Here is a 23030-nt window from a genome sequence, read left to right as displayed (position 1 = left end):
CCTCAGGAACTCGTGGTGTCCAGCGAGACGAGGACGTCGTCGCCGTCGATCTTGACTGCGTAGGTGGGCACCGCCTGGACGGCGGGCGGGTTGATCGGCTTGCCGGAGGTCAGCTCGAAGCAGGAGCCGTGCAGCCAGCACTCGATGGTGCCGTCCTCGACCTCGCCCTCCGACAGGTTGACCTCGGCGTGCGAGCAGATGTCGCTGATCGCGTACACCTCGCCCTCGCTGCGCACCACCGCCACCGGGGTGCCTCCGACCTCCACGCCGAGCGCCCCCTCCTCGGGGAGGTCGCCCAGCGCGCAGACCCGGGTGAAGGTGCCCTCACTCATGCTCGGCCAGCTTCTCCTCGACCTCGGCCATGATCCGCTCGCGCAGCTCGGGCACGTCGATCCGGCCGATGAGCTCGGCGAAGTAGCCGCGGATGACCAGGCGGCGGGCCTCGTCCTCCGGGATGCCGCGCGAGCGCAGGTAGAACAGGTGGATCTCGTCGAGCCGCCCGCTGGCGCTGGCGTGCCCGGCCCCCTCCACCTCGCCGGTGAAGATCTCCAGGTTGGGGACCGAGTCCACCCGGGTGCCGTCGGTCAGCGCGAGGTTCCGGTTGTACTCGTAGGAGTCGGTGCCCTCGGTGCCCTCGCCGATGATCACGTCGCCGATCCACACGCCGTGCGCGCCCTCGCCGCTCAGCGCGCCCTTGTACTCGACGCGGCTGCGGGTGTGGGAGACGTTGTGGTCGATCAGCGAGCGGTGCTCGTGGTGCTGGCCGTCGCCGGTGAAGTAGAGCCCGTGCAGCTCGGCGTCGCCGCCGGGGGCGGTGTAGCCGACCTTGGGCGACATGCGGACCAGGTCCCCGCCCAGGGTGATCACGAAGCTCTTGAACCGGGCGTCGCGGCCGACCTTGGTGTAGTGGTGGCCCACGTGCACCGCGTCGCGGCTCCAGTCCTGCAGGCTGATGACGGTCAGCTCGGCGCCGTCCCCGACGACGAACTCGACGTTGTCGGCGTAGACCGCCTCACCGGCGTACTCCAGGACCACGGTGGCCTTGGAGTGCGCTTCGGCGCGGACCAGGATGTGCCCGTAGGCGTCGCCCCGGTTCTGGCCGGTGACCTTGATGTAGGCGGGCTCGGCGACCTGGGCGTCCTTGGCGACGGTCACCACGGTGGCGCCGCCGAAGGAGCCGAAGTCGCGGAAGGCCAGCGCCGACACCCGGTCGGTGGGCAGGAACGTGGTGCCCAGCCGCGGGTCGTCGGAGCCGACGGTCTCGTGGGTGACGCCCTCAGGGGCGGTCACCTCGACCGAGACGCCGCCGTCCTTGATGTCGCGGCCGTCGTGCAGCCCGCGCAGACGGCGCAGCGGCGTGAACCGCCACTCCTCCTCCCGGCCCGTGGGGACCGGGAACGCGTCCACGTCGAAGGACCCGTGGACGTCCAGCTTGGAGATCGGGAGCTCGCCGCCGTGGCTGTGCTCCTTGACTCCGAGGTTCGGGCCGGCCATTAACCAACCGCTCCTTCCATCTGCAGCTCGATGAGCCGGTTCAGTTCCAGGGCGTACTCCATGGGCAGCTCGCGCGCGATGGGCTCGACGAACCCGCGCACGATCATCGCCATGGCCTCGTCCTCGTCCATGCCGCGGCTCATCAGGTAGAAGAGCTGGTCCTCGCTGACCTTGGACACCGTGGCCTCGTGGCCGAGCTCGGTGTCGTCCTCGCGGATGTCGTTGTAGGGGTATGTGTCGGAGCGGCTGATGGTGTCGATCAGCAGCGCGTCGCACTTGACCGTGGACTTGGCGCGGTCGGCGCCCTCCTGCACCTGCACCAGGCCCCGGTAGGAGGCGCGGCCCCCGCTCCGGGCCACCGACTTGGAGACGATGGTGGAGGAGGTGTTGGGGGCGCAGTGCACCATCTTGGAGCCGGTGTCCTGGTGCTGGCCCTCGCCGGCGAAGGCGATGGAGAGCGTCTCGCCCTTGGCGTGCTCGCCCATGAGGTACACCGCGGGGTACTTCATGGTGACCTGGGAGCCGATGTTGCCGTCGATCCACTCCATGGTGGCGCCCTCGTAGGCGACGGCACGCTTGGTGACCAGGTTGAAGACGTTGTTCGACCAGTTCTGGATGGTCGTGTAGCGGCAGCGCGCGTTCTTCTTGACGATGATCTCCACGACCGCCGAGTGCAGCGAGTCGGTCTTGTAGATCGGCGCGGTGCAGCCCTCGACGTAGTGGACGTAGGCGCCCTCGTCGACGATGATCAGGGTCCGCTCGAACTGGCCCATGTTCTCGGTGTTGATCCGGAAGTAGGCCTGCAGCGGGATCTCCACGTGGACGCCCTTGGGCACGTAGATGAAGGACCCGCCGCTCCAGACCGCGGTGTTGAGCGCGGAGAACTTGTTGTCGCCGGCCGGGATGACCGTGCCGAAGTACTCCTGGAAGAGCTCGGGGTGCTCCTTCAGCGCGGTGTCGGTGTCCAGGAAGAGGACGCCCTGCTCCTCCAGGTCCTCGCGGATCTGGTGGTAGACGACCTCCGACTCGTACTGGGCGGCGACACCGGCGACCAGGCGCTGCTTCTCGGCCTCGGGGATGCCCAGCTTGTCGTAGGTGTTCTTGATGTCCTCGGGCAGGTCCTCCCACGAGGCGGCCTGCTGCTCGGTCGACCGGACGAAGTACTTGATCTTCTCGAAGTCGATCCCGGACAGGTCGGCACCCCACGAGGGCATCGGCTTCTTGTCGAAGAGCTTCAGCGCCTTGAGGCGGGCCTTCTGCATCCATTCCGGCTCATCCTTCTTGGCCGAAATGTCGCGGACGACCTCCTCGTTCAGGCCGCGCCGAGCGGAGGCGCCGGCCGTGTCGGGGTCGGCCCATCCGTACTCGTAGGTGCCGAGCCCTTCGAGCTCGGGGTGCGCGATAGACGTCATTACGCGGATCCTCCTGGACTCAGACGTCCTGATTCGTTGGTGCTGTCCTCGGCGCCCTCTGCGGCGCCTGCGGGTTCGCTCGGGGTCACGTGGGTGGTGCAGACCCCGTCGCCGTGGGCGATGGTGGCCAGCCGCCGCACGGGGGTGCCCAGCAGCCGGGCGAAGGCCTCGACCTCGGCCTCGCACAGCTCGGGGAACTCGGCCGCCACGTGCCCCACCGGGCAGTGGTGCTGGCAGAGCTGCTGGCCCCCGCCGGGCGCGGGCGCCCGGTCGGCGGCGGCGGCGTAGCCGTCGTTGCTCAGCGCCTCGGCGAGCCTGCGCACCCGCTGCTGCGGGGGCACGCCCTCCAGCAGGGGGCGGTAGCGCTCCTCCAGCTCGGCGACCTGCCGCCGGGCGAACTCGGTGACGGCACCGGGTCCGGCCCGCTCGGCGAGGAAGCGCAGTGCGCTGGAGGCCAGGTCGTCGTAGCCGTGCACGAACGCGTCGCGACCGGCCTCGGTGATCGCGAAGACCCGGGCCGGGCGGCCCCGGCCCCGGCGGCCCAGGGGCCGCGCGTCGCGGGCTTCGACGAGCCCTTCGCCCATGAGGTTGTCAAGGTGCCGGCGGATCGCCGCCGGCGTGAGCCCGAGCCGCTCGCCGAGTGTGGAGGCGGTGATCGGGCCCTGCTCCAGGATGAGGCGCGCCACCCGCGCGCGCGTCCCGGTCTCGGCGCCCAGGTCGGGCGCAGGCGCGCGCGGGACGCCGGGCGCGGCGCCCCCGGTCGTCTGCTGTCCGCTGCTCACCTTTTTCACAACATCAGTGTGGCGTAAATACTTCCGTGCGGGCAAACCGTGATGCATGCCATTGATCACCCAGGCAAGCCTTACCTTTCAGGGGTTTCGCGGTGCGGGCCCGGCACCCGGGTCCGCGCGTGCACGCGCAGGATCGGTTACCCGTCCGTATCGCGAGACGAACGTCCTGCGATCCGGACGCCCGTCGCGCCGTCCGCGCACCCGCCGCCGGGCACCCGGTTCGGGCCCACACGCGGGCGGCCATAGACTCTGAGGCCATGGAGACAGCCGCGGTCGAGGTCACCGACCTGGTGAAGAGGTACGGCGCGACGACCGCCGTCGACGGCCTGTCCTTCACCGCGCCCCGCGGGGCGGTGACGGCGCTGCTCGGCCCCAACGGCGCCGGGAAGACCAGCACCGTCGAGGTGTGCGAGGGCTTCCGCCGGGCCGACGGCGGCACCGTGCGCGTGCTCGGCCTGGACCCGGCCGCCGACGCCGCGGCGCTCAAGCCCCGGGTCGGGGTGATGCCGCAGTCCGGCGGGGTGCCCACCGGCGCGCGCACGGGCGAATGGCTGCGCCTGACGGCCTCGTTCCACGCCCGCCCCCTCTCCGCCGACACGCTGCTGGAACGCCTCGGCCTCACGAATGCTTCCCGCACCCCCTTCCGCCGCCTGTCCGGGGGCCAGCAGCAAAGGCTCTCCCTGGCCGCCGCCGTGATCGGCCGCCCCGAGCTGGTATTCCTCGACGAGCCCACCGCCGGCCTCGACCCGCAGGCCCGCCGCGCCACCTGGGACCTGGTGGCCGAGCTGCGGGAGGCCGGGGTGGGCGTGGTGCTGACCACCCACCACATGGAAGAGGCCGAGAACCTGGCCGACCGCGTGGTGATCATCGACCGGGGCCGGGCGGTGGCCGACGGCGCCACCGGCGACCTCACCCGCGACGGGCAGGAGCTCCGGTTCGAGTGCCGCGAGGCGGTGGACACCGAGGCGCTGCGCGAGGCGCTGCCGTCGGGCGTCCGCGTCGAGGCCCGGCCCGCCACCGCCGGGCAGGCGCCGGGGTGCGCCATCGCCCGCGCGGACGGCGGCGAGATCGGGCCGGAGATGCTGGCCACCGTCGGCACCTGGTGCGCGGCCAACGGCGTGCAGCCGGAGGGGCTGCGCGTGCAGCGCCGCACCCTCGAAGACGTCTTCCTCGAACTCACCGGCCGGGAACTCCGCTCATGACCGAGACCACCGCCCGCGCCGCCCTCGACCTGACCCCCGCCCCGGGCGCCGCGCCGATGGCGCGCATGGTGGCCGCGCAGGCCGGCATGGAGCTGCGCATCATGCTGCGCAATGGGGAGCAGCTGCTGCTGACCATGGTCATCCCCGTGCTGCTGCTGGTGGGGTTCAGCACCGTGGACGTGGTGGAGCTGGGCGACGGGGCGCGGGTGGACTTCCTGACCCCGGGCATCCTCGCCCTGGCCGTGCTGTCCACCGCCTTCACCGGGCAGGCCATCGGCACCGGGTTCGAGCGCCGGTACGGGGTGCTCAAACGGCTGGGGGCGACCCCGCTCTCCCGGTTCGGGCTGCTGGCCGCCAAGACGCTGGCGGTGCTGGCGGTGGAGGCCATCCAGATCGCGGTGCTGTGCGCGGTGGCCCTCGCGCTGGGGTGGAACCCTTCGGGGGGCCTGGCCGCGTTCGGGTACGCCCTCCTCCTCGTCCTCCTTGGCACCGCGGCGTTCAGCTCGCTGGCGCTGCTGATGGCGGGAACGCTGCGGGCGGAGGCGACACTGGCGGCGGCCAATCTGGTGTACGTCGTCCTGCTCGGGCTCGGCGGGGTCATCTTCGCCACCGACCGGTTCCCCGGGGCGGTGCAAACGGCGGTGGAGGCACTGCCGATCACGGCGCTGGCGGGAGGGCTGCGGTCGGTGCTGGCCGACGGGGCCGCCCCGTCGCTGCTGCCGGTGGCCGTGCTCGCCGTGTGGGCGGCGGTCGGCGCGGCCCTGGCGGCCCGTCTCTTCCGCTGGGAGTAGCCGTTGGAGCTGATCGGGGTCCCGGCGTACCAGCTCGTGCGCTCCCTCGCCCCGCCGCTGGTGCTGTTGGCGGTCGCGGCCTACCTGATCCGCCGCAGACGCCCGTCGCGCCCCGGCCTGGTGTGGGCGGCCGTCGGGGTGAACCTGGGGGCCGCCGCACTCCCCTACGCCTGGCTGCTCCTCCAGGCGACGACCGGCATCGGCGGCACGACGCTGATCGGGTTCATCATGACCCTGATCCAGCCGGGACTGGTGTTCGGAGCGTGGCTGCTGATGCTGGGGGCGGTGTTCGCCGGAACGCGCCGCACGAATCCCCGGACACCGCCGGAATCGGCCGCACCTGATGAGATGATCCTCGAAGAGGTCGATTCACCACGCTCCGAGGAGCATCGCTGATGAGCCGGTACGTGGTCCTCGTGGAGCGGAGCGAGGACGGCTTCGGGGCCTGGTGCCCGGACCTGCCCGGCTGCGTCGCCGTCGGTGACACGGTCCCCGAGACCATCGAGGAGATGCGCGGAGCCATCCGCTTCCACCTCGACGGCCTCCGCGAGGAAGGCCTTCCCGTCCCCGCGCCTTCGACCGTCGCGAGTTCCGAGGTCGAAGCCGCCTGATCACGGATCCCGCTGGATAGGGCAGGTCATGCAGTGGGGGCCGCCCCTCCCCCGGCCCAGCTCGCCTCCCGCTATGGGCAGGACCTCGATGCCGCTGGCCCTCAGGTGGGCGTTCGTGGTCACGTTCCGCTCGTAGGACACCACGACGCCGGGCTCCAGGGCGAAGACGTTGCAGCCGTCGTCCCACTGCTCGCGCTCCGAGGAGAACACGTCCTGAGTGGGCGTGAGGACGCGGATCTCGTCCAGCCCGGCCGCCTGGGCGATCGCGCGGTGCATGTCCTCAGGCGGGTGGTCGGTCACCTTGAGTTCCTTGCCCCCGTCGGCACCGCCGTCACCGGGCTCCAGGGTCGACGACGGGAGCATGCCGAGGCCCGCGTACTTGGTGAAGACGCCGTAGTCGACCTCGGTCATGACGGTGTCGAGGTGCATCACCGCGCGCGCGTGCGGCATGCGCAGGCACAGGATGCGCTCGGCGCCACCTCTGGCGAACATCTCCCGCGCGAGCAGCTCCACCGCCTGCGGCCGGGTGCGCTCACTCGTGCCGACGAACACGGCCCCGTTGCCGATGGGCATCAGGTCGCCGCCCTCGATCGTGGCGGGGGCGTGCGAGCGGCCGCGGTTCCACACCTCGAAGCCGCCTTGGGCGAACATCGGGTGCCACTGGTAGACGGCTTCGTAGTGGATGGTCTCCCGGCGGCGGGCCTTCTTGCGCATCGCGTTGATGGAGACCCCGTTGTACAGCCACGCGGAGGTGTCGCGGGTGAACAGGTGGTTGGGCAGCGGGTCGAGGACGAAGTCGTCGTCGGCGAGGGAGTGCAGCCACAGCGAGGCGGGGTCGTCGATGCGCTCGCGGATCTCGGCCTTGGTGATTCCGCCGATGAGGAAGCGCCGCAGCTCGGTGTCGTCCATGGCGTCCAGGGCGGAGCGGATGGGGCCGGCGGCCTGGGGGCCGTGGAAGCGCTCGTCGACGACCTCGGCGAGGATGTGGGCGCGGGCGTCGGGGACAGCCAGCACCTCCTCCAGCAGCTCGTGGAAGTAGTGGACGCGCACGCCGTGCTCGCGCAGGAGGTCGGTGAAGGCGTCGTGCTCCTCCTCGGCGCGGCGCTCCCACAGCACGTCGTCGAAGAGCAGGTCGTCCTTGTTGGACGGGGTGAGACGCCGGAGCTCCAGGTCGGGCCGGTGCACGATGACCTGGCGCAGGCGGCCGACCTCCGAGTCCACGCGGAACACCATGCGTACGCGCCTCCCGTCTCCGGAGTTCCGACGCAGGCTGCATTCCCCCGCTGGGGCGGCCGGAACCCGCGCTCTGGACCCAGACGGCGGGGAGGTCGGCGGGATACCTAGGATGGTGGGACGTGACTACCGACGCCGCCGCCGAGCACCCCGGCGGACTCCCCAGCGCTCCCCGGTTCGCCAACCCGTTCGCGGCCGGGCGGCTGCGCGCGCTCGGCGACTCGATCCCGCCGACGTGGATGGTGCTGGTGGGCATCGTGTCGGTGCAGGCCGGGGCCGGGGTGGCGAAGAACCTGTTCGCGGTGCTGCCGCCGAGCGCGGTGGTATGGCTGCGGCTGCTGACGTCGGCCGTGCTGCTGCTGGCGCTGGCCCGCCCGGCGCTGCGCGGGCGCACGCGCGCCGACTGGGCGGTGGTGGTCGGGTTCGGCGCGGCGCTGGCGCTGATGAACTTCTCGATCTACCAGGCGATCGCGCGCATTCCGATGGGGATCGCGGTGACGATCGAGTTCCTGGGGCCGCTGGCGGTGGCGGTCGCCGGGTCGCGGCGCAAGACGGACGTGGCGTGGGTCGGGCTGGCCGCCATCGGCGTGGTGCTCCTGGGCCGCGACGACGGTTCGGGCACGGTGACGCTCGCGGGCGTTCTCTTCGCCCTCTTGGCCGCCGTCGCCTGGGCGGGTTACATCCTGCTGAGCGCGGCCACCGGGCGCCGGTTCTCGGGCACGTCCGGGCTGGCGATCGCGAGCATGGTGGGCGTGGTACTGGTGGCCCCGGCGGGCATCGCCGAGGGCGGCACCGCGCTGCTGGACCCGCGCCTGCTGCTCTTCGGGCTGGTGGTCGGGCTGCTGTCCTCGGTCGTGCCGTACACGTTGGAGATGCAGGCCTTGCGGAGGATGCCGCCGAGGGTGTTCGGCATCCTGATGAGCCTGGAGCCGGCGGCGGCCGCGCTGGTCGGCCTGGCCCTGCTCGGGGAGATGCTGACGGTGTGGCAGTGGGCGGCCGTCCTGTGCGTGGTGGCCGCGAGCGCGGGGGCGACGAGGTCCCAGCAGAAGCGCGAGAGGCGCGCACGGCCCACGGAAAGCCGACAGGACGCCGACGGACCCGAGTAGCGGGGCGCCTCGCTCAATGGCCCTTCACGCCTGTGTGCGGGTCGAGGCCTAGGGCGTGTTTCTCGGATCATTTTCGGCTCGCGACCACCAGGACGACGCTCGCTGCGCCGGGACGCTCGAGCAGCCAACCAGGATGAACTTCGCGCCCCGTCTTGCGAGCGCCGCCCGGGACGGCCGCTCGCTGATCGAAAAGCCTCCGAGAAACACGCCCTAGGCGAAATCGGCTCAGAGCATCACACCGAGGAAGAACCCGGCGAACGTCGGGATGAGGATCCGGAGACCGAGGTAGGGCCGGACACGCACTTCCGCCCCGACGGCCTTGTCTCCACGGGTGTTCGCGGAGTACCGCACCAGCTCGTCGAGGACGCGCTTGTGCGTCGGGTACCCGGTCAGCGCCCCGATGAGCGACGGGGTCAGGTGCGCGCTCCAGTACTCCTTGCCTCCGACGACCAGCACTGTAGGCCGGGAGAGGTTGCCGACGGCCTCGATCGCCCCACGCGGGATGTGGGCGACGGATAGGAGGTTGTAGATCCGCACCTCGTCGTCCCACAACTCGAACCTGGGCAGGACCAGCATCTTCGTGATGAACCACATCGCGACCGCCGTGAAGACGGAGATGAACAACGCGTTCCCCAGCGACGCGTGCCCACTCACTCTCGTCTCCACCAGCATGATTCCACAGAAGCAGAGAGTCCCGCAGGCGAGGACCACTCCGATGACATACGTGGGCCTGCTGCGAAGGATCTTCCTATTTGAGTCCACAAAACACCTCGATCAACTCCCGTAGAGTCGACGTTCCATGACGCGGTAACCAAGCGCCGCATAGAGGAGCACCCTGACCTGCCCGGTCCAGCCGCCCACCAGGTCGACCTCCGACTCGGCGGCACTCAAGCCGAGGGCCTCGAAGCCGCGCGTCGCCCCATCTTCACCGGTGAGTTCATTCGATCACTCGGCATTCACCACGAAGAGAATCCCCCCAAAGAACATGACACCTGCCATAGCCGGAGGAATCAAGACTCCTACAATCCATTCTGGAGTATTTTCGGACCCCAGTTCATCGAGAGACCACTCTTCCATCGCACTCCTTGCTCCATAGATCGGCCTCCATATACAGGCTTAAGCGGATCTGCCGTATAGAGGAGGAGTCAGCTGACGCCATCAGTGACGCTGCGAGCAGCCGCGCTGCGCCGGGACCCTCAATGCGATTATTGAATTGCGTAATCGCCCCATTGGAATCTATGAGGGCCTGGAGCAGCATGTAGGGGAGGAGATCAGTCGACGCCACCAGTGATGCTGTAGATGGTACCGGCGACGAGGACACTCAGAGTGTATGCCGCAAGCGTGAACTTCCAGGGGAACCAGAGATGTTTGTGCGGCGCCCCGGCGTCCTGATTGGGAGAGGCCGAATCAATCGCCTCCTGGAGCCGCCTCCTGGCTTTCGTATTGGTCGGTTGACCAGCCAACATCCCCACAAGGGAATTGGCCATAATCACCATACCCACCCGCTCACCACCCTGGACACCGATGTACATATCGTCCACCGGCCCCAAAGACCTGACATAGCCGAACGGGATGACATGCTTCACCAAAAAATTGACAACGACGATCCCGTTTGATGTCACGACGACTCGAGAGAAAAATCCAATCATGAGAGCAAAAACAAGGAAACCGACCCCGACCACCGGGAGAACAAACAACTCGAAGAGCACGTTCTCTGCATTTTTCATCCGCGACGTCAGCCATGTGAATGCGACATATACTCCACCGCCGGACAGCAGCGCAAAGGTCGCGGTATACCAATTACGCAACACTTTCCCCTGTTGCGTGCACGGAAATCTATTTAGGCAAAACTTCCCAGGGGGACTCAAGTCGCCACCTCCGACACTAACTAGCCGGCAAATACAAAAACCAGATAGGAGAATAGGCAATAAATACGAGACTGGCGAGCCAATAGAGCGGTAAATTCACCCGCTCGACAATACCCTCGTTTCCGTTTTTCTCGTATTCGCAAAAACACTCGACCCTCTCAACTGCGCGTCGATGAGTGGGGTATTTAAAAATCTCTCCAATGAAGGAACCGCCATACTGCAACGACTCATAGCAAGTTCCATTCCTAACTTCAATCCGAAATTGTCTAGTAGTTGGATCGGAGGCCGAAACGATCTCCCCCCACGGAATCTCCACCTCTTTAAAAACATTTGTGATTTTGACACTTGATTTTGTCAATGCCACCTTCGAATGAATTCCCATAATCCAGATCGCTATAAATATTCCACCAAAAACAGTGCCTGGGCCAAGAAACTCAATAGGCCTTCCACTCTCATGGATTACAAAGGCCGCCAACATCCAACCAAGGAACACCAAGACCATGGCCAGAAGCAACGAAGACGAGAACACCCATCTCCTTACAGGCCTCGCCGGAGACTTCGAACACTTATCCCGATTCCAATTACCTTTGCGCACGCAACACCCCCTTCTTCGACGATAAGTGAAAGTGCAAAACAAATTTGGGCCCCGATTCGAGTCGTCGAAACGGGGTCCAGGGATTCGGTTAGACCCATTGCCTCTGCGACACTCCACCCGCCAAGGATGCGCCAACTGCATTACCGGCAAAATTCTTTCCCAAGCAAAGACCGCAGCGAACGGGTTGCCTACAGATTGCTTCCTTGAAATTATTCCCACATTTCTCAAACCCGCATCAGGCTAATCAGATATTCCCCGACTTCCAGCCACTACCCGAACAATTACCTACCGTTACACATGACCGAAAAATCGTAGGGAAACGACTTAAAACTATAACTCATAATTGTAGGTAGCTAGCACCCACCCACAGTCGCTGCACCATGCACTATCCTCCACGCGAGCAGCGGTAGCACACGCATCTCATGTGACCATCGTCGGAGCGCTCCGACTATCTGCCCTCGCACGGATTCAATAATTCCAAGGAGGCCGGATATCGCTGCCGGAAAAGCGATGAGCCCAGCGATGAAGTAGGCGATTTTCCCCCAGTCAGGGTTCACCCGCGATACCACTTCGGCGACGACCCCAACCGGGACCATATACGCGACACTCACCCAACCATCGACAAAATTCCACTGCATCACACTCCATGCATTCCGACGTCCACTCCTAACCTTTCTTCTTTCTGACACCACAAGGGTGATCGTTTTTCGCAGACAGGGAAAACACACTGCCAGGAGCCACTCCATCCATCGAACTCTTCCATAGCCGAACACAATATGACCGAAAAGAGATTTACCCTTCTGCGCATCAGACCCGTCATCCAACATGAAAGTCTCACCACCCCCAAGACGGATCCTGCACCGTACGTGCTGCACTGACACCAGCATGCACGTCACCTGCCAAGTTCATCGTATCCTGAATTACGAAATCCCGGCCCCGCATGCCCCCGATCTGACTTTGCAGAGAATCAAACCTGTCACGGACGGCCTTGCTCCCTTTCTTCTTCTTGATCGACTTGTAGTCGAAATATTCCTTAGCCGCTCCTCTGATCTTCCCTCGCGTTACCACTTTAGAGATTCTTCCAACGCCAAACGGCAACGCTCCCACCATGTCCCAGATTCCGTCTTTTGCATTTCCTTTCACAATCTTGTAGGCACCCAGACCCGCGCTCACCCCTGCTGCTACTCCGGCGCAAACAGCGCAAAGCAACCCGCCGACAAGCGCTGCATCACCGAGGATGTTTACCCAGTTCAGCCCTTTCAGGTTATCCATGAACCCTTGGTCTGAGTCCCAGCTTCCCCAGCGTTCGCTCGCCCAACTCGCCGCCTTGTCTATGGCAGCCTCACCCAGCGACTTCTCGCCGGAGTTGTTGTCGTAGGGGTCATAGGTCGGTGCAGGCGCGGCAGTCACGCCGGTGTAGAACGTGCTTCTGGAGTTCTGGTAGTACGGCCGCTGGTACACCCCACTGCCCTGGCGCATCTTCGCCACATCGCGGCCCTGCTGGGTCCACATCGCCTCCTGCTTGATCTGGGTGAGGTCGTTGATCCCCTGCGGAGGACTCGATGTGCACCCGCACCCGCCCGGACCGATCATCAGCAAGCCCGAGGCATCGCTGGAGGCGACCGGACTGCTGTTGGCATAGGAATAGCCGTGCATCTGCTGAGAATCATCAGCCTTCATCAACGGGTCCACCGAGATGAACCGGCCGATCGACGCATCATAGGCCCGCGCCCCCAACTGGGTCAGGCCCGTCGCCTCATCGATCGTCCCGCCGACGAACCCCTTCTCCCCCGGCCAGCTCGCCGACGACGAGCGCAGCTCACCGAAGGGGGAGAATCTTCGCTGTACCGTCTCGCCGGTCCGAGCATCGAGCGCGATCTGGGAAGAACCGTTGTGGTCGGAGAACAGCCAATACAACCCTTCCCCATCGCGAACCGCGACCGTTTCGCCGGCGTGCTCGTAGTAGCGGGTCGCCTCAGCCGTCTCGTCACCAGCGGTCCAGGTCACCTCCTGGCCAGGCAGGTACAGGGTCCACTCCGGCCCCTCGCGGCGAATCAACCGCTCCCCGTCGGCGTCGTAGACGTAGTCCGTCTGAGCCGCTTCGCCCGTGACACTCTTCAGATTGCCCTCGGCGTCCCAGGTCAGCTCCTAGTCGCCGTCCTCGGAGTTGCGGCGCACCATGTTGCCCGCCTCGTCGTACTCGTACGTCGAGACGCTCTCGCCCTCATGGCCGTTCTGATCGACCTGTGCCACGCCGTGCCCCGGGCCGCCGGTCTCCGCCGTGCCGGTGTACGCACGATCGGTCGTCCCGCCCGGCGTGCGCTTGGTCTCGCAGACCTGGTTCCCGGACTCGTCATATCGCCCACTTGGCAAACACCGCGCCACCCCCGACGGGCGCAGCGTTCACACCGCCCCCTTCCGGGAAACACTATCCCCTCCTTCAGAGAGTAGATAAAGTTGCAATCACCCAACACGAAGCACCGGAAAATGTAATTGCAAAAAGAAGTACGCCTAGATTCAAATCAAGAGATATCTCTTTTTCGCCCCCCCTCTTTCGACTTTCCCTCCTATTCGTCTTTACATACCTCTCAACCTCTTCGGCGCAGCGTAGATTTACTTTATTTCCAAAAATATCTCCAATAAGAGACGAAGTCAGCGGCATGCACCATAGAACTTGCTTGTCGCTCAGGATGATCCGAACACCGTCGTGCGCAGAAACCCGGCTCACCATATATGCGGGCGCTGCAACTCTCTTCAAAAAATTACGAACAACGACACACCCGTCTTCCAGTTCGACGCGAGACAGCCACGCCATTTTCAATGACCACCACCAGACCGCCCCAATAACGATTGGAGCAATCAGCTTTCCACTCCAGTCGGCTTCCAGCCATTTATCACCCTCAGCCATCATTGCAAGTGCAGCCAGTAACGACAGAGCCGTGCATGCCACGACCGCAAATGCCAGTGAATAGGGGTTCCCCAGCCTCTTCTTCACTTCAATATCCCTCACCCTTATAGCCCACTAGTGTACAGACCATGGCCATTGTATATCATTCCGTCCCGGGCATTATCCATGTAATTTGCGCGAGTCTGGGTTCGCGCAGACTCTGGGGATACACCCCAGAACCCTTCTCTGCGTTGCGGGTTACCGGACCTGGGATTCTGATCCCAGAACGGCTTCACCCTGGGGGAGGAAAACATCCCCCTCACGGAGCCAGCAGCTACCCTCGCAGCCCCTACCCCGGATGCATAGAGCGCGCCGTCGACAGCGTGCTTTTTCCAATTCATCTTGCCACCATCCCAATTATTCTTAGCGCCATCCATAAAGATATTCGCCCCCCAGAGTACACCTCCCGCTACCGCACATGCCCCTGCAGAGACGAATACGCAGACGCCAAACGCCCCGATCCCCGCCCATGTCGAAATGGTGCCCCAGTTGTCAACTGTCCAGTCCCAGGCCGACTCAGCCCAGTTCTGATCGCTTTCGGCTTGCTGCTGTGCCTTCTCGCTAGCACTCTGTCTGTGAGAGTCGTTGTCATAGGGATCGATATAGGTGGGTGCGGGGGCCGACCCTCGTGCTCCCGTGTAGAACGAGCTCCGGGAGTCCTGGAAGTACGGCCGCTGGTACACCCCACTGCCCTGGCGCATCCGCGAGACGTTGCGCCCCTGCTGGATCCACATCAACTCCTGCCTGCGCTGCCTGAGGTCATGGTTCCCCTGCGGCACGCTGTACCCGGAGTCCCTTCGGCTGGTGGGATGGCCGCTCGGCTTACTCGGGCTCGTGCACCCGCATCCGCCCGGGCCCATCATCAGCAGGCCCGAGGCATCGCTGGAGGCGACCGGACTGTTGTTGGCGTAGGCATAGCCGTGCATCTGCTGAGAATCATCAGCCTTCATCAACGGGTCCACCGAGATGAACCGGCCGATCGACGCGTCATAGGCCCGCGCCCCCAACTGGGTCAGGCCCGTCGCCTCATCGACCGTTCCGCCGACATACCCCTTGTCCCCCGGCCAGCTCGCCGAGGACGAGCGCAGCTCACCAAAGGGCGTGTACCGCCGCTGCACCGTCTCACCGGTCCGCGCATCCACCGCGAGCTGCGAAGAACCGTTGTGATCGGAGAACAGCCAGTACAAGCCCTCGCCGTCCCGCACCGCCACCGTTTCACCGGCGTGCTCGTAATACCGCGTCGCCTCGGTCGTGTCCTCGCCGGCCGTCCAGGTGACCTCCTGGCCCGGCAGGTACAGCGTCCATTCCGCCCCCTGGCGGCGGATCAACCGCTCCCCGTCGGCGTCGTAGACGTAGTCCGTCTCGGCCGCACCACCCGTGACACCGGCCAGGTTGCCCTCGGCGTCCCACGTCAGCTGCTGGTCGCCGTCCTCAGAGTTGCGGCGCACCATGTTGCCCGCCTCGTCGTACTCATACGTCGAGACGCTCTCGCCCCCATGGCCGCTCTGGTCGACCCGGGCCACGCCGTGCCCCGGGCCCCCGGCCTCCGCCGTTCCGGTGTACGCCCGGTCGGTACTCCCGCCCGGCGTGCGCTTCGTCTCGCTGACCCGGTTCCCGGCCCCGTCGTAGGTGTAGGAGTCCCAGCATGCAGCCCTTCCGAATCTATGAGGGCCTGGAGCAGCTTGTAGGGGAGGAGATCAGTCGACGCCACCAGTGATGCTGTAGACGGTACCGGCGACGAGAACGCTCAGGACGTATGCCGCCAGCGTGAACTTCCAGGGGAACCAGACATGCTTGTGCGGAACCCCCGCATCCTCTCTGTCTGGAGGGGCCGAATCGAGCGCCTCCTGGAGCCGCCTCCTGGCCTTCGTATTGGTCGGCTGCCCAGCCAACATCCCCACAAGGGAATTGGCCATAATCACCATACCCACCCGCTCACCACCCTGGATATCGATGTACATATCATCCACGGGGCCAAGAGACTTGACATAGCCAAACGGGATAGCATGCTTCACTAAGAAATTTGTCACTAGAAATCCGCCGGGCGTCACAGTCACTTGCGTGAAATATCCGACCAGAAGGGAAAAGACAAGGAACACGACGCCGAAGAGAGGGGCAAGGAGGAGCTCAAGGATAACATTTTCAGCATTTTTCATGCGCGATGTCAGCCATGTACTCGCAACATACACACCTCCCCCAACCAACAAAGCAAAAGTTGCAGTATACCAGTTGCGCAGAACTTTCCCTTTTTGCCTACATGGAAAGGTGCTCGCACATTTTCCCTCCCGGAGATTCATGTGAGCACCTCGGAACCAGACTGCCCGATCGTCCACGACCCGGCATTGACCCCCATATTAAAGGTCGTCTGCCCGGGGTGCCGTGGGGTAACAATCGGCTTTCCGGCAGGAATCGAATTGCCGTACACCTTTCTGTTCGCTTCGAGATACCTCGTGTAGGCATTCGGGTCGAACCTGGTCATCTTTTCGTGAGGAAATTTCGTCATGAAATCCTTCCAACCTCGCGTAGTCACAACTCTCCCGCTCATCGCCCACTTGGCGAATACCCCGCCACCCCCGACAAGTGCAGCGTTGGTGGCATGCCTCCCCCACGAGGCCCCGCTCCATCCGTTCTTATTTACATCGACCAGCGCTTGAGCGGCCACCAGCGCTCCACCGGCGAGAAGACACGCGCCGGCCGTAGTCGCAATGCAAACTCCCATGACTCCTACCGTGGCGATATTCTCCCAGTTGTCCTTGGTCCAATCCCAGGCAGCTGATGCCCCGCTCTTCGTGGCGTCCCAAGCTGCCGACCCCCACTCCTTTGCCGTATCCAGCGCAGACGACACCGGATCCTGCTCATAAGAGGTGTTGTCGTAAGGGTCGACTGGCACCGGAGCCGAGTAGCTGACCCGACTGACGCTGCCCGAACCGGAGTAACTCGTGCGTGTAATCTGGCCCGAGCGGTAGTTCCTGGTCGTCCTTCCGTAGTAGGACACATACGGCCGCCCGCTGGAAGTCCTCACCGCGGTGTTGTACGTGATCCGCGTCGTGGTCGTGCCCTTCTTCGACTTCGACTTGCCGATCACCGTCGTCCGACTGCCGCCCACACACACACCGTCCGAAGGCGAGCATGCCGCCGCAAGACCACTGGCGTCGTGGAGCGCAAGCGGGCTGTTGTGCGCGTACGCGTACCCGTTCATCGACTCCGAACTCCCGGGCATCATCAGCGGGTCCACCGAGATGAACCGGCCGATCGACGCATCATAGGCCCGCGCCCCCAACTGGGTCAGGCCCGTCGCCTCATCGACCGTTCCGCCGACATACCCCTTGTCCCCCGGCCAGCTCGCCGAGGACGAGCGCAGCTCACCAAAGGGCGTGTACCGCCGCTGCACCGTCTCACCGGTCCGCGCATCCACCGCGAGCTGCGAAGAACCGTTGTGATCGGAGAACAGCCAGTACAAGCCCTCGCCGTCCCGCACCGCCACCGTTTCACCGGCGTGCTCGTAATACCGCGTCGCCTCGGTCGTGTCCTCGCCGGCCGTCCAGGTGACCTCCTGGCCCGGCAGGTACAGCGTCCATTCCGCCCCCTGGCGGCGGATCAACCGCTCCCCGTCGGCGTCGTAGACGTAGTCCGTCTCGGCCGCACCACCCGTGACACCGGCGAGATTGCCCTCGGCGTCCCACGTCAGCTGCTGGTCGCCGTCCTCAGAGTTGCGGCGCACCATGTTGCCCGCCTCGTCGTACTCATACGTCGAGACGCTCTCGCCCCCATGGCCGCTCTGGTCGACCCGGGCCACGCCGTGCCCCGGGCCCCCGGCCTCCGCCGTTCCGGTGTACGCCCGGTCGGTACTCCCGCCCGGCGTGCGCTTCGTCTCGCTGACCCGGTTCCCGGCCCCGTCGTAGGTGTAGGAATCCCAGTAGGGCGCCGCGCCGCCGAGGGTGTCGGTGCTCGGGGTCTGAGAACAGGCGCTCTCGCCCGTGGCGTTCGGGGTCCAGGCCTCGCTCAGGCGCTGCAGGTGGTCGTACTGGAAACACTGCACATCCGAAGGCCGCTCCTCGTCCGTGGGCTCATCGCGGATGGACAGGATGTTGCCCGCGTCGTTGTAGTCGTAGGACTGCGTGGTCAGGGACCCCGCACCGACCTCGTGGACCATGCTCGCCTCGGCCAGACGGTCGGTCGCCTCGTCGTAATCGCGGGTGACCCACGTCTCCTCGGATCCGCTCGTTCCGCGGGTGAACTCCCGCTGGAGGAGATTGCCCGTCTTGGAGTAGATGGTCTCCTTGATCATCCGCTGCTGGAATCCGGCATCGGTGCCGTCGAGCGCGACCTCCTGTCCGATGTCGTCGTACCTGTAGCCGACCCTCTCCTTTTCAAGGTCGCCGACCTCGGGGACGATCATCGATTTCCGGCTGCCGTCGCCGTTGTAGGTGTACTCGTAGGAGTAGCTTCCGGCGAGCCCTTCCTCGGATTCCGGGATGGAGATCTTCTTCTCCTCCACCCGGTTCATCCGGTCGTAGCTCACGATCTCCGACGTGTAGGCGTCACCGTCGACGTAGCGGGTGGAGGAAGCGGGCTGTCCCTTGGCCACGGTGTCGTAGGTCCACTCCGCGCGCAGTGCCCCGTCCGGGCCGTCGTCGCGGCGCTCGGTCTCCCGGCCCAGCGCGTCGTAGCCGGTGTAAAGGGTGCGCCCCCGCGCGTCAGTCGTGGTCACCAGCCGATCGGCCGCGTCATAGGTGAAGGTGGTCCGACCGGTGTCGGGATCGACCTCCTCGATCTTTCGGCCAGCAAGGTCGTAGGTGTACTCCCAGGTGTTGCCGCCGGGATCGGTGATCGAGGCGATCTCGTCGTTCTTGGCGTAGGTGTAGGTGGTGGCGTCGTACTCACCGATCGGCTCGCGGCCGTGGTGGGTGCGCTTCTCGGTCGTTCGGCCGCGCGCGTCGGTGAGTGTGGTCGTGCCCGTGCCGCCTTCGGGCTCGGTCACGAGAGTGCGGTCCCCCAGGTACCCGGTGCTGGTGCGCCACTGCTCTTCGCCACGGGCGACGTGCACCGAGGCCGTGACCCGCCCGGCACCGTCGTACTTGGTCTCGGTCTGGCGGGGGATCTCGTCGTGGTTGTTGACGATGAACAGGTCCCCGGAGGGCTCCTGTTCGTTGTAATACGTGTCGCGCTCGATCACCGTGTTGCCACGGCTGTCGTGGAACACGTCGGTGATCCGGCGCCCTCCGTCGGTCGCTGGCGACTGCGTCTGACGCTTGCGGAGCAGGCCATCGTAGATCTCGTACGAGGTGACGTAGTCGGCGCTGGCGTTGAGGGTCTTGGTGACCACTTGCGCCGGCGCGTCCTTGGCCACGTGGTACTCGAAGGCCATGCTCGGGCGCGGATTGTTGGCCTTGGGCCGGTCCGGCAGCCAGACCTGGGTGAGCCGCCCGAAGGCGTCATAGGTGAGATCCGCGCGGTTGCCGTTCGCGTCGATCTCTGCGACAGGGTTCCCGCGCAGGTCGTGCTCGGTCTTCTTCGTGTGCCCGAGCGCGTTCGTCACCGTCGTGGTGGCCGGGGCTCCTCCTGCCACGTTCGACGTGTACTCGGTGGTCGCCGTGTTGCCGAGCGCGTCGGTCGACGTGAGCGCACGCCCGTAGGAGTCGTAGGTCGTCTCTTCGGTCACCTGGTACTGCGGCGTGCCGTCCGCGTAGTCATCGACACGCTCACTGGTGGTCGGCAGGCCCGCCGTGGGCGCTTCGCCGTAGGCCTTGCCGTCGAAGTGCGTGCGCACGTCGCTGATCACGTCGCCGGGCTTTTCGGCGGTGTCGGCATCGGCGCAGGCCACGTCGAGCGTCTGCACCCGCGAGACCGTCTTCATGATCCAGGCATCGGTGTTGCGGTTGTACGTGGTCAGCGTGCAACGGTCATCGCCCGGGTCGCTGGTGTCGCCCTCGTCGTGGGTCTCGACGACGTACCCGCGGTCATCGAATGTGTTGGTGGTGCGGGTGGTGCGCCAGCCGTCCGCGCCGTCCTTGCCCAGGGCGGTGTAGGCCTCACTGGACTTGGTCTTGATGATGTGGGCCTGGAGGGTGCCCCAGGAGTACTCGCGCTCGGCGGTCTTCTTCTTCCAGGGCTCGCTGATGGTCTTGGACACCACCGCGCCGTCGGGGCCGTTGCGGGTGATGACCTCGCGAGTCTGGCCGTTGAACTGCTCGTCGTCGGTGACCTCGTTGCCTTCGGTGTCGGTGATGGTCACCGACCGCTCACCGCCGTCGGGCAGCTCGTCGCCGTCCATGCCCCGGTAGTAGAGGTACTCCTCCTCCGTCTGCGTCGCGTCCGGGTGGCCGGTGCGGACCTTGACGGTCTCATAGCCGCGGAAGACCGACCAGGTCTGGTTCTCCTCAGGGGTGAAGCCGTTAGGTTTCGCGTGCGCCCAGGCCGCGTCGCCCACGTAGTCATAGGAGGTGAGGACATCGGGCTGGTCACCGACCAGGTCGATCTCGGCGACCTGGGTGACGGTGTACTTGTGGAACCAGTCGGTGAGCTCTTCCTCGCCCTCGGGGGTCCAGATCACCGGGTAGCACGCCTTGGTGTTCTCGTGCGGCTTCGGTGTCTCGCCGGCCGTGCACTCCGGTTGCGAGTAGGAGACGTCGACCTGCCCGCCGGTCTCGGTGTAGATGGCGGTGACGCGCCACTTGTACATCTCGGCCAGGCCGTCGGTGGTGGCGTCGACCCGGTTGACCATCGGGGTGCCGCCGAAGGTCACCGAGGGGTAGGCCTGCGGGTCGCCGCTACCGGTGTGGCCGGTGTGGGTGATGGAGTCCAGCCACAGGGCCGGGTCGGTGCCGTCGCCGGGATCGGGGTACTTGTGCTCCAGCTCGAAGGAGTCGATGGTGGCGTAGCCGTCGCCATCGTGGGCCTTGGTGGTGATGCTGTCGAGCTTCTTGGTGGAGAAGAACGCCGGGGAGTGGTTGCCCGTGCAGTCCTCCCCCGATCCGCATTCGCGGTCGATGGGCACGTCGGGCCAGTGGTCGGCGTTGTCTTCGGTCCGGTCGTCGGGGTCGCAGGAGAAGGAGTCGGTGGGCAGGCAGCGCTCGGACACGCCGAACTCGACCTTGGCCGGAGCGGTGCCGTACACGTCGTCCGAACGCAGCCCGTACTCGATGCGCTTGAGGTATCCAGCCCGGTCGTAGGGGGTGGCGGTGGACTCCAGGTTGCGCCCGTAGTGATTGCCTTCAACGTCGTAGTAGAAGGCCATGGCGTTGCCGTGGGCATCCTCGACGTAGTCGAGGTTCCACTTGTAGGCCTGCTGGCACCAGGAGTCGGCGAAGGTGGTGGCGTTGCAGGGCTCGCCCGAGTCGTCGCCGTAGACGGGCTGGGTCCAGGCCGAGTCGGTCTCCCCGTCGCCGCTGGTGTAGCCGGGCAGGCGGTTGCGGCCGAAGTGGTACTGGGTGCCGTCGGGGGTGGTGAGCTTCCAGTACTCGCCGTCGTCGTCGCCGTTCTTCGCGCCGGTGAGCTTCTCGATCCTGGAGCCGTCGTCGTTCTTGAGGTGCCACTCGCCCTCGGAGTCGATGATCAGCTCCGAGGACATGCCGTTCAGCGACAGGGTGGCGTTCTCGCGCTCCCAGCACTGGTCGGCGACCTCGTGCCCGTCCTCCTGGCACAGCTTGTAGCGGCGCTCGATGTAGCCGGGGTGGTAATCGAAGCCCTCGCCGACCCAGGAGGTCTGGTTGTTGGAGGAGGCGGTGCGCCCGTCCACGCTCTGCGAGGAGTAGCCCAGGGCGATGTCGGGGGTCAGGCCAGAGGCCACCGGGGGCGTGCTGACCGGGTAGGACCAGGTGAACCCGCCGGTCTGCGGCCCCACGTTCCACTCGGAGGAGGCCTGGAGCTTGGTGGCCGAGTAGTCGCCGTCGCCGCCGTTGCTGGTCGCATCGGCGGTCGCGGCCAGCAGGGTGCCCTCCCCCGAGGTAGCCGGGGCGACGGCGCTCAGGGTCTGGGCCTCGGTGTCGTTCTCGGAGTCCAGGTCGACGGTGGCGACGCAGTCGGGATCGGCGCCTTCGCCGCACGCGTCGAGCGCGGTGAGCTCCAGCCGACTGCCGTAGTCACCGCCGAAGGCGGTGGCGAAGTCGGAGTAGTCGACCTCGACCCGGACGGGGGCGTGCTCGCTGCCGCCGTCGGTGCGCTTGAGGCGCAGCAGGAGGCCGTCCACGCCGCGGGAGTCGGCCTGTTCGCGGCTGAGGACTTCCAGCTCGGCGGCTTCGAGGTTTTCCGGGGCCTGGGCCTGTTCCTGTCCCTCCTCGGTCGGTTCCTCCTGAGGCCGTTCTTCCTCGGTGGACTCGTCATCCCCGTCTTCCCTCTGCTCGGGAGCGGGTGTCCCTTCTTGTCCTTCGTCCTGTGGGGAGGGGCTGGTGGAGGGCTCGAGCGACGGGGCCGGGCTGGACGAGACACCGGGATCCGGCTCCTGCGGCTCGCTGGGGAACCGGCGCTCACTGACCCGGTCGGCCTCCTTCTCGGCCCCGGCCCCCTTGAGCGGCGACTCCCACTTGTCGGCTTCCGAAGCCTCGACCGGCCCGAGGCTCACCGCCTTCCCCTCGCCTTCCTCCTGCTGTTCACCGTCGGCGGGGGCGCTGAAGGAACGCATCTCCTGCCGCCCGTCGAGCGCGAGCGCCACGCTCTCCGGCTCTGGCCACTCAGCCGCGTCGAGTCCGGTCACCGCCGCCTTGTCCACGGTGTCGTCCTGAGCAATGGCCTCTTGAACGGCGGCACGGCCGTCGATGGACCGGTCGTCCTCGACACCGGGCCGGTCGTTGAACATCAATGCCGACGCGGGTACCGCGAACAGCGAGCCGGCCACGAGAACCATCGCCGTGGCCTTGACTCCGAGCCGGGAGATCGTTCCTCGCCGCCGGGCGCCCGTGGCGTCGGCGGACGTGGTCGCGTTCGCGCTCTCGGGGGGATTGGACACTTTTTGCCTCCACCCCGGCGGCCGAAGTGCCGGGGA

18 protein-coding genes are annotated in these 23030 nt (G+C 65.9%); 5 read left to right on the top strand and 13 right to left on the bottom strand.

The genetic code is table 11. The annotated features are described in order from the left end of the window. Nucleotides 1-2: 2 nt before the first annotated feature. From O4U47_RS10505 to O4U47_RS10490, 4 genes are read right to left on the bottom strand one after another with little or no spacing between them, the layout of a single operon-like run. The gene (locus tag O4U47_RS10505) at nt 3-332 is read right to left on the bottom strand and encodes a non-heme iron oxygenase ferredoxin subunit (RefSeq protein ID WP_270677557.1); all 330 of its coding nucleotides are present in this window, start codon (nt 330-332) and stop codon (nt 3-5) included. Next, nucleotides 325-1494, bottom strand: coding sequence for a Fe-S cluster assembly protein SufD (gene sufD, locus O4U47_RS10500; RefSeq protein ID WP_270677555.1), 1170 nt, complete (start codon nt 1492-1494; stop codon nt 325-327). Before sufD ends, O4U47_RS10505 begins: the two co-directional genes overlap by 8 nt. Further along, complete coding sequence (sufB, locus tag O4U47_RS10495; RefSeq protein ID WP_270677554.1) at nt 1494-2906, bottom strand: Fe-S cluster assembly protein SufB; 1413 nt, start codon at nt 2904-2906, stop codon at nt 1494-1496. Before sufB ends, sufD begins: the two co-directional genes overlap by 1 nt. Continuing rightward, nucleotides 2906-3688, bottom strand: a complete 783-nt coding sequence (locus O4U47_RS10490) for a helix-turn-helix transcriptional regulator (RefSeq protein WP_270677553.1) — start codon at nt 3686-3688, stop codon at nt 2906-2908. The genes sufB and O4U47_RS10490 overlap by 1 nt, the downstream gene beginning before the upstream one ends. 266 nt (nt 3689-3954) lie before the next feature. On the opposite strand from O4U47_RS10490, the gene O4U47_RS10485 reads away from it, so the two are divergent. Genes O4U47_RS10485 through O4U47_RS10470 form a run of 4 tightly spaced genes read left to right on the top strand, consistent with a single transcriptional unit; the run spans nt 3955 to nt 6301 of the window. Then, a complete protein-coding gene (locus tag O4U47_RS10485) occupies nt 3955-4899 on the top strand; it encodes an ABC transporter ATP-binding protein (RefSeq protein WP_270677552.1) in 945 nt (314 codons plus the stop codon). Next, nucleotides 4896-5690 carry an ABC transporter permease gene (locus tag O4U47_RS10480; RefSeq protein WP_270677551.1) on the top strand — a complete coding sequence of 265 codons (795 nt, stop codon included), beginning with the start codon at nt 4896-4898 and terminating at the stop codon, nt 5688-5690. The genes O4U47_RS10485 and O4U47_RS10480 overlap by 4 nt, the downstream gene beginning before the upstream one ends. Nucleotides 5691-5693: 3 nt before the next feature. Beyond that, the gene (locus O4U47_RS10475; RefSeq protein ID WP_270677550.1) at nt 5694-6086 is read left to right on the top strand and encodes a hypothetical protein; all 393 of its coding nucleotides are present in this window, start codon (nt 5694-5696) and stop codon (nt 6084-6086) included. Then, nucleotides 6086-6301: a type II toxin-antitoxin system HicB family antitoxin gene (locus O4U47_RS10470; protein ID WP_270677549.1), complete on the top strand. Its 216-nt coding sequence runs from the start codon at nt 6086-6088 to the stop codon at nt 6299-6301. Before O4U47_RS10475 ends, O4U47_RS10470 begins: the two co-directional genes overlap by 1 nt. On the opposite strand, the gene O4U47_RS10465 is transcribed toward O4U47_RS10470, so the two are convergent. Next, nucleotides 6302-7534 carry an arginine deiminase gene (locus tag O4U47_RS10465; RefSeq protein ID WP_270677548.1) on the bottom strand — a complete coding sequence of 411 codons (1233 nt, stop codon included), beginning with the start codon at nt 7532-7534 and terminating at the stop codon, nt 6302-6304. 122 nt (nt 7535-7656) lie between these two features. On the opposite strand from O4U47_RS10465, the gene O4U47_RS10460 reads away from it, so the two are divergent. Continuing rightward, the gene (locus O4U47_RS10460; protein WP_270677546.1) at nt 7657-8640 is read left to right on the top strand and encodes an EamA family transporter; all 984 of its coding nucleotides are present in this window, start codon (nt 7657-7659) and stop codon (nt 8638-8640) included. A 225-nt stretch (nt 8641-8865) separates the two neighbouring features. Here the strand turns inward: O4U47_RS10460 and O4U47_RS10455 are convergent, their stop codons facing one another. From O4U47_RS10455 to O4U47_RS10415, 8 genes are all read right to left on the bottom strand, one after another. Next, nucleotides 8866-9306, bottom strand: coding sequence for a hypothetical protein (locus O4U47_RS10455; protein ID WP_270677545.1), 441 nt, complete (start codon nt 9304-9306; stop codon nt 8866-8868). Nucleotides 9307-9911: 605 nt separating this feature from the next. Further along, nucleotides 9912-10349 carry a hypothetical protein gene (locus O4U47_RS10450; protein ID WP_270677544.1) on the bottom strand — a complete coding sequence of 146 codons (438 nt, stop codon included), beginning with the start codon at nt 10347-10349 and terminating at the stop codon, nt 9912-9914. A 175-nt stretch (nt 10350-10524) separates the two neighbouring features. Beyond that, nucleotides 10525-11037: a hypothetical protein gene (locus O4U47_RS10445; protein ID WP_270677543.1), complete on the bottom strand. Its 513-nt coding sequence runs from the start codon at nt 11035-11037 to the stop codon at nt 10525-10527. A 900-nt stretch (nt 11038-11937) separates the two neighbouring features. Further along, nucleotides 11938-13161, bottom strand: coding sequence for an RHS repeat-associated core domain-containing protein (locus O4U47_RS10440; protein ID WP_270677542.1), 1224 nt, complete (start codon nt 13159-13161; stop codon nt 11938-11940). A gap of 382 nt (nt 13162-13543) precedes the next feature. Then, nucleotides 13544-14098 (bottom strand): hypothetical protein, encoded by a 555-nt coding sequence (locus O4U47_RS10430; RefSeq protein WP_270677540.1) that lies wholly within the window; start codon nt 14096-14098, stop codon nt 13544-13546. A gap of 17 nt (nt 14099-14115) precedes the next feature. Next, nucleotides 14116-15573, bottom strand: a complete 1458-nt coding sequence (locus O4U47_RS10425) for an RHS repeat-associated core domain-containing protein (protein WP_270677538.1) — start codon at nt 15571-15573, stop codon at nt 14116-14118. Between the two features lie 174 nt (nt 15574-15747). Continuing rightward, nucleotides 15748-16347 (bottom strand): hypothetical protein, encoded by a 600-nt coding sequence (locus O4U47_RS10420; RefSeq protein ID WP_270677537.1) that lies wholly within the window; start codon nt 16345-16347, stop codon nt 15748-15750. After that, entirely contained in the window at nt 16344-22994 is a 6651-nt protein-coding gene (locus O4U47_RS10415) for an RHS repeat-associated core domain-containing protein (protein ID WP_270677535.1), read from the bottom strand. The genes O4U47_RS10420 and O4U47_RS10415 overlap by 4 nt, the downstream gene beginning before the upstream one ends. Between the last annotated feature and the right edge of the window lie 36 nt (nt 22995-23030).

This window comes from Nocardiopsis suaedae (genome assembly GCF_027706745.1).
GTDB lineage: Bacteria > Actinomycetota > Actinomycetes > Streptosporangiales > Streptosporangiaceae > Nocardiopsis_A > Nocardiopsis_A suaedae.
Note: the sequence above shows the minus strand (reverse complement) of the source record. Positions and strands in the feature narration are given on the sequence as shown.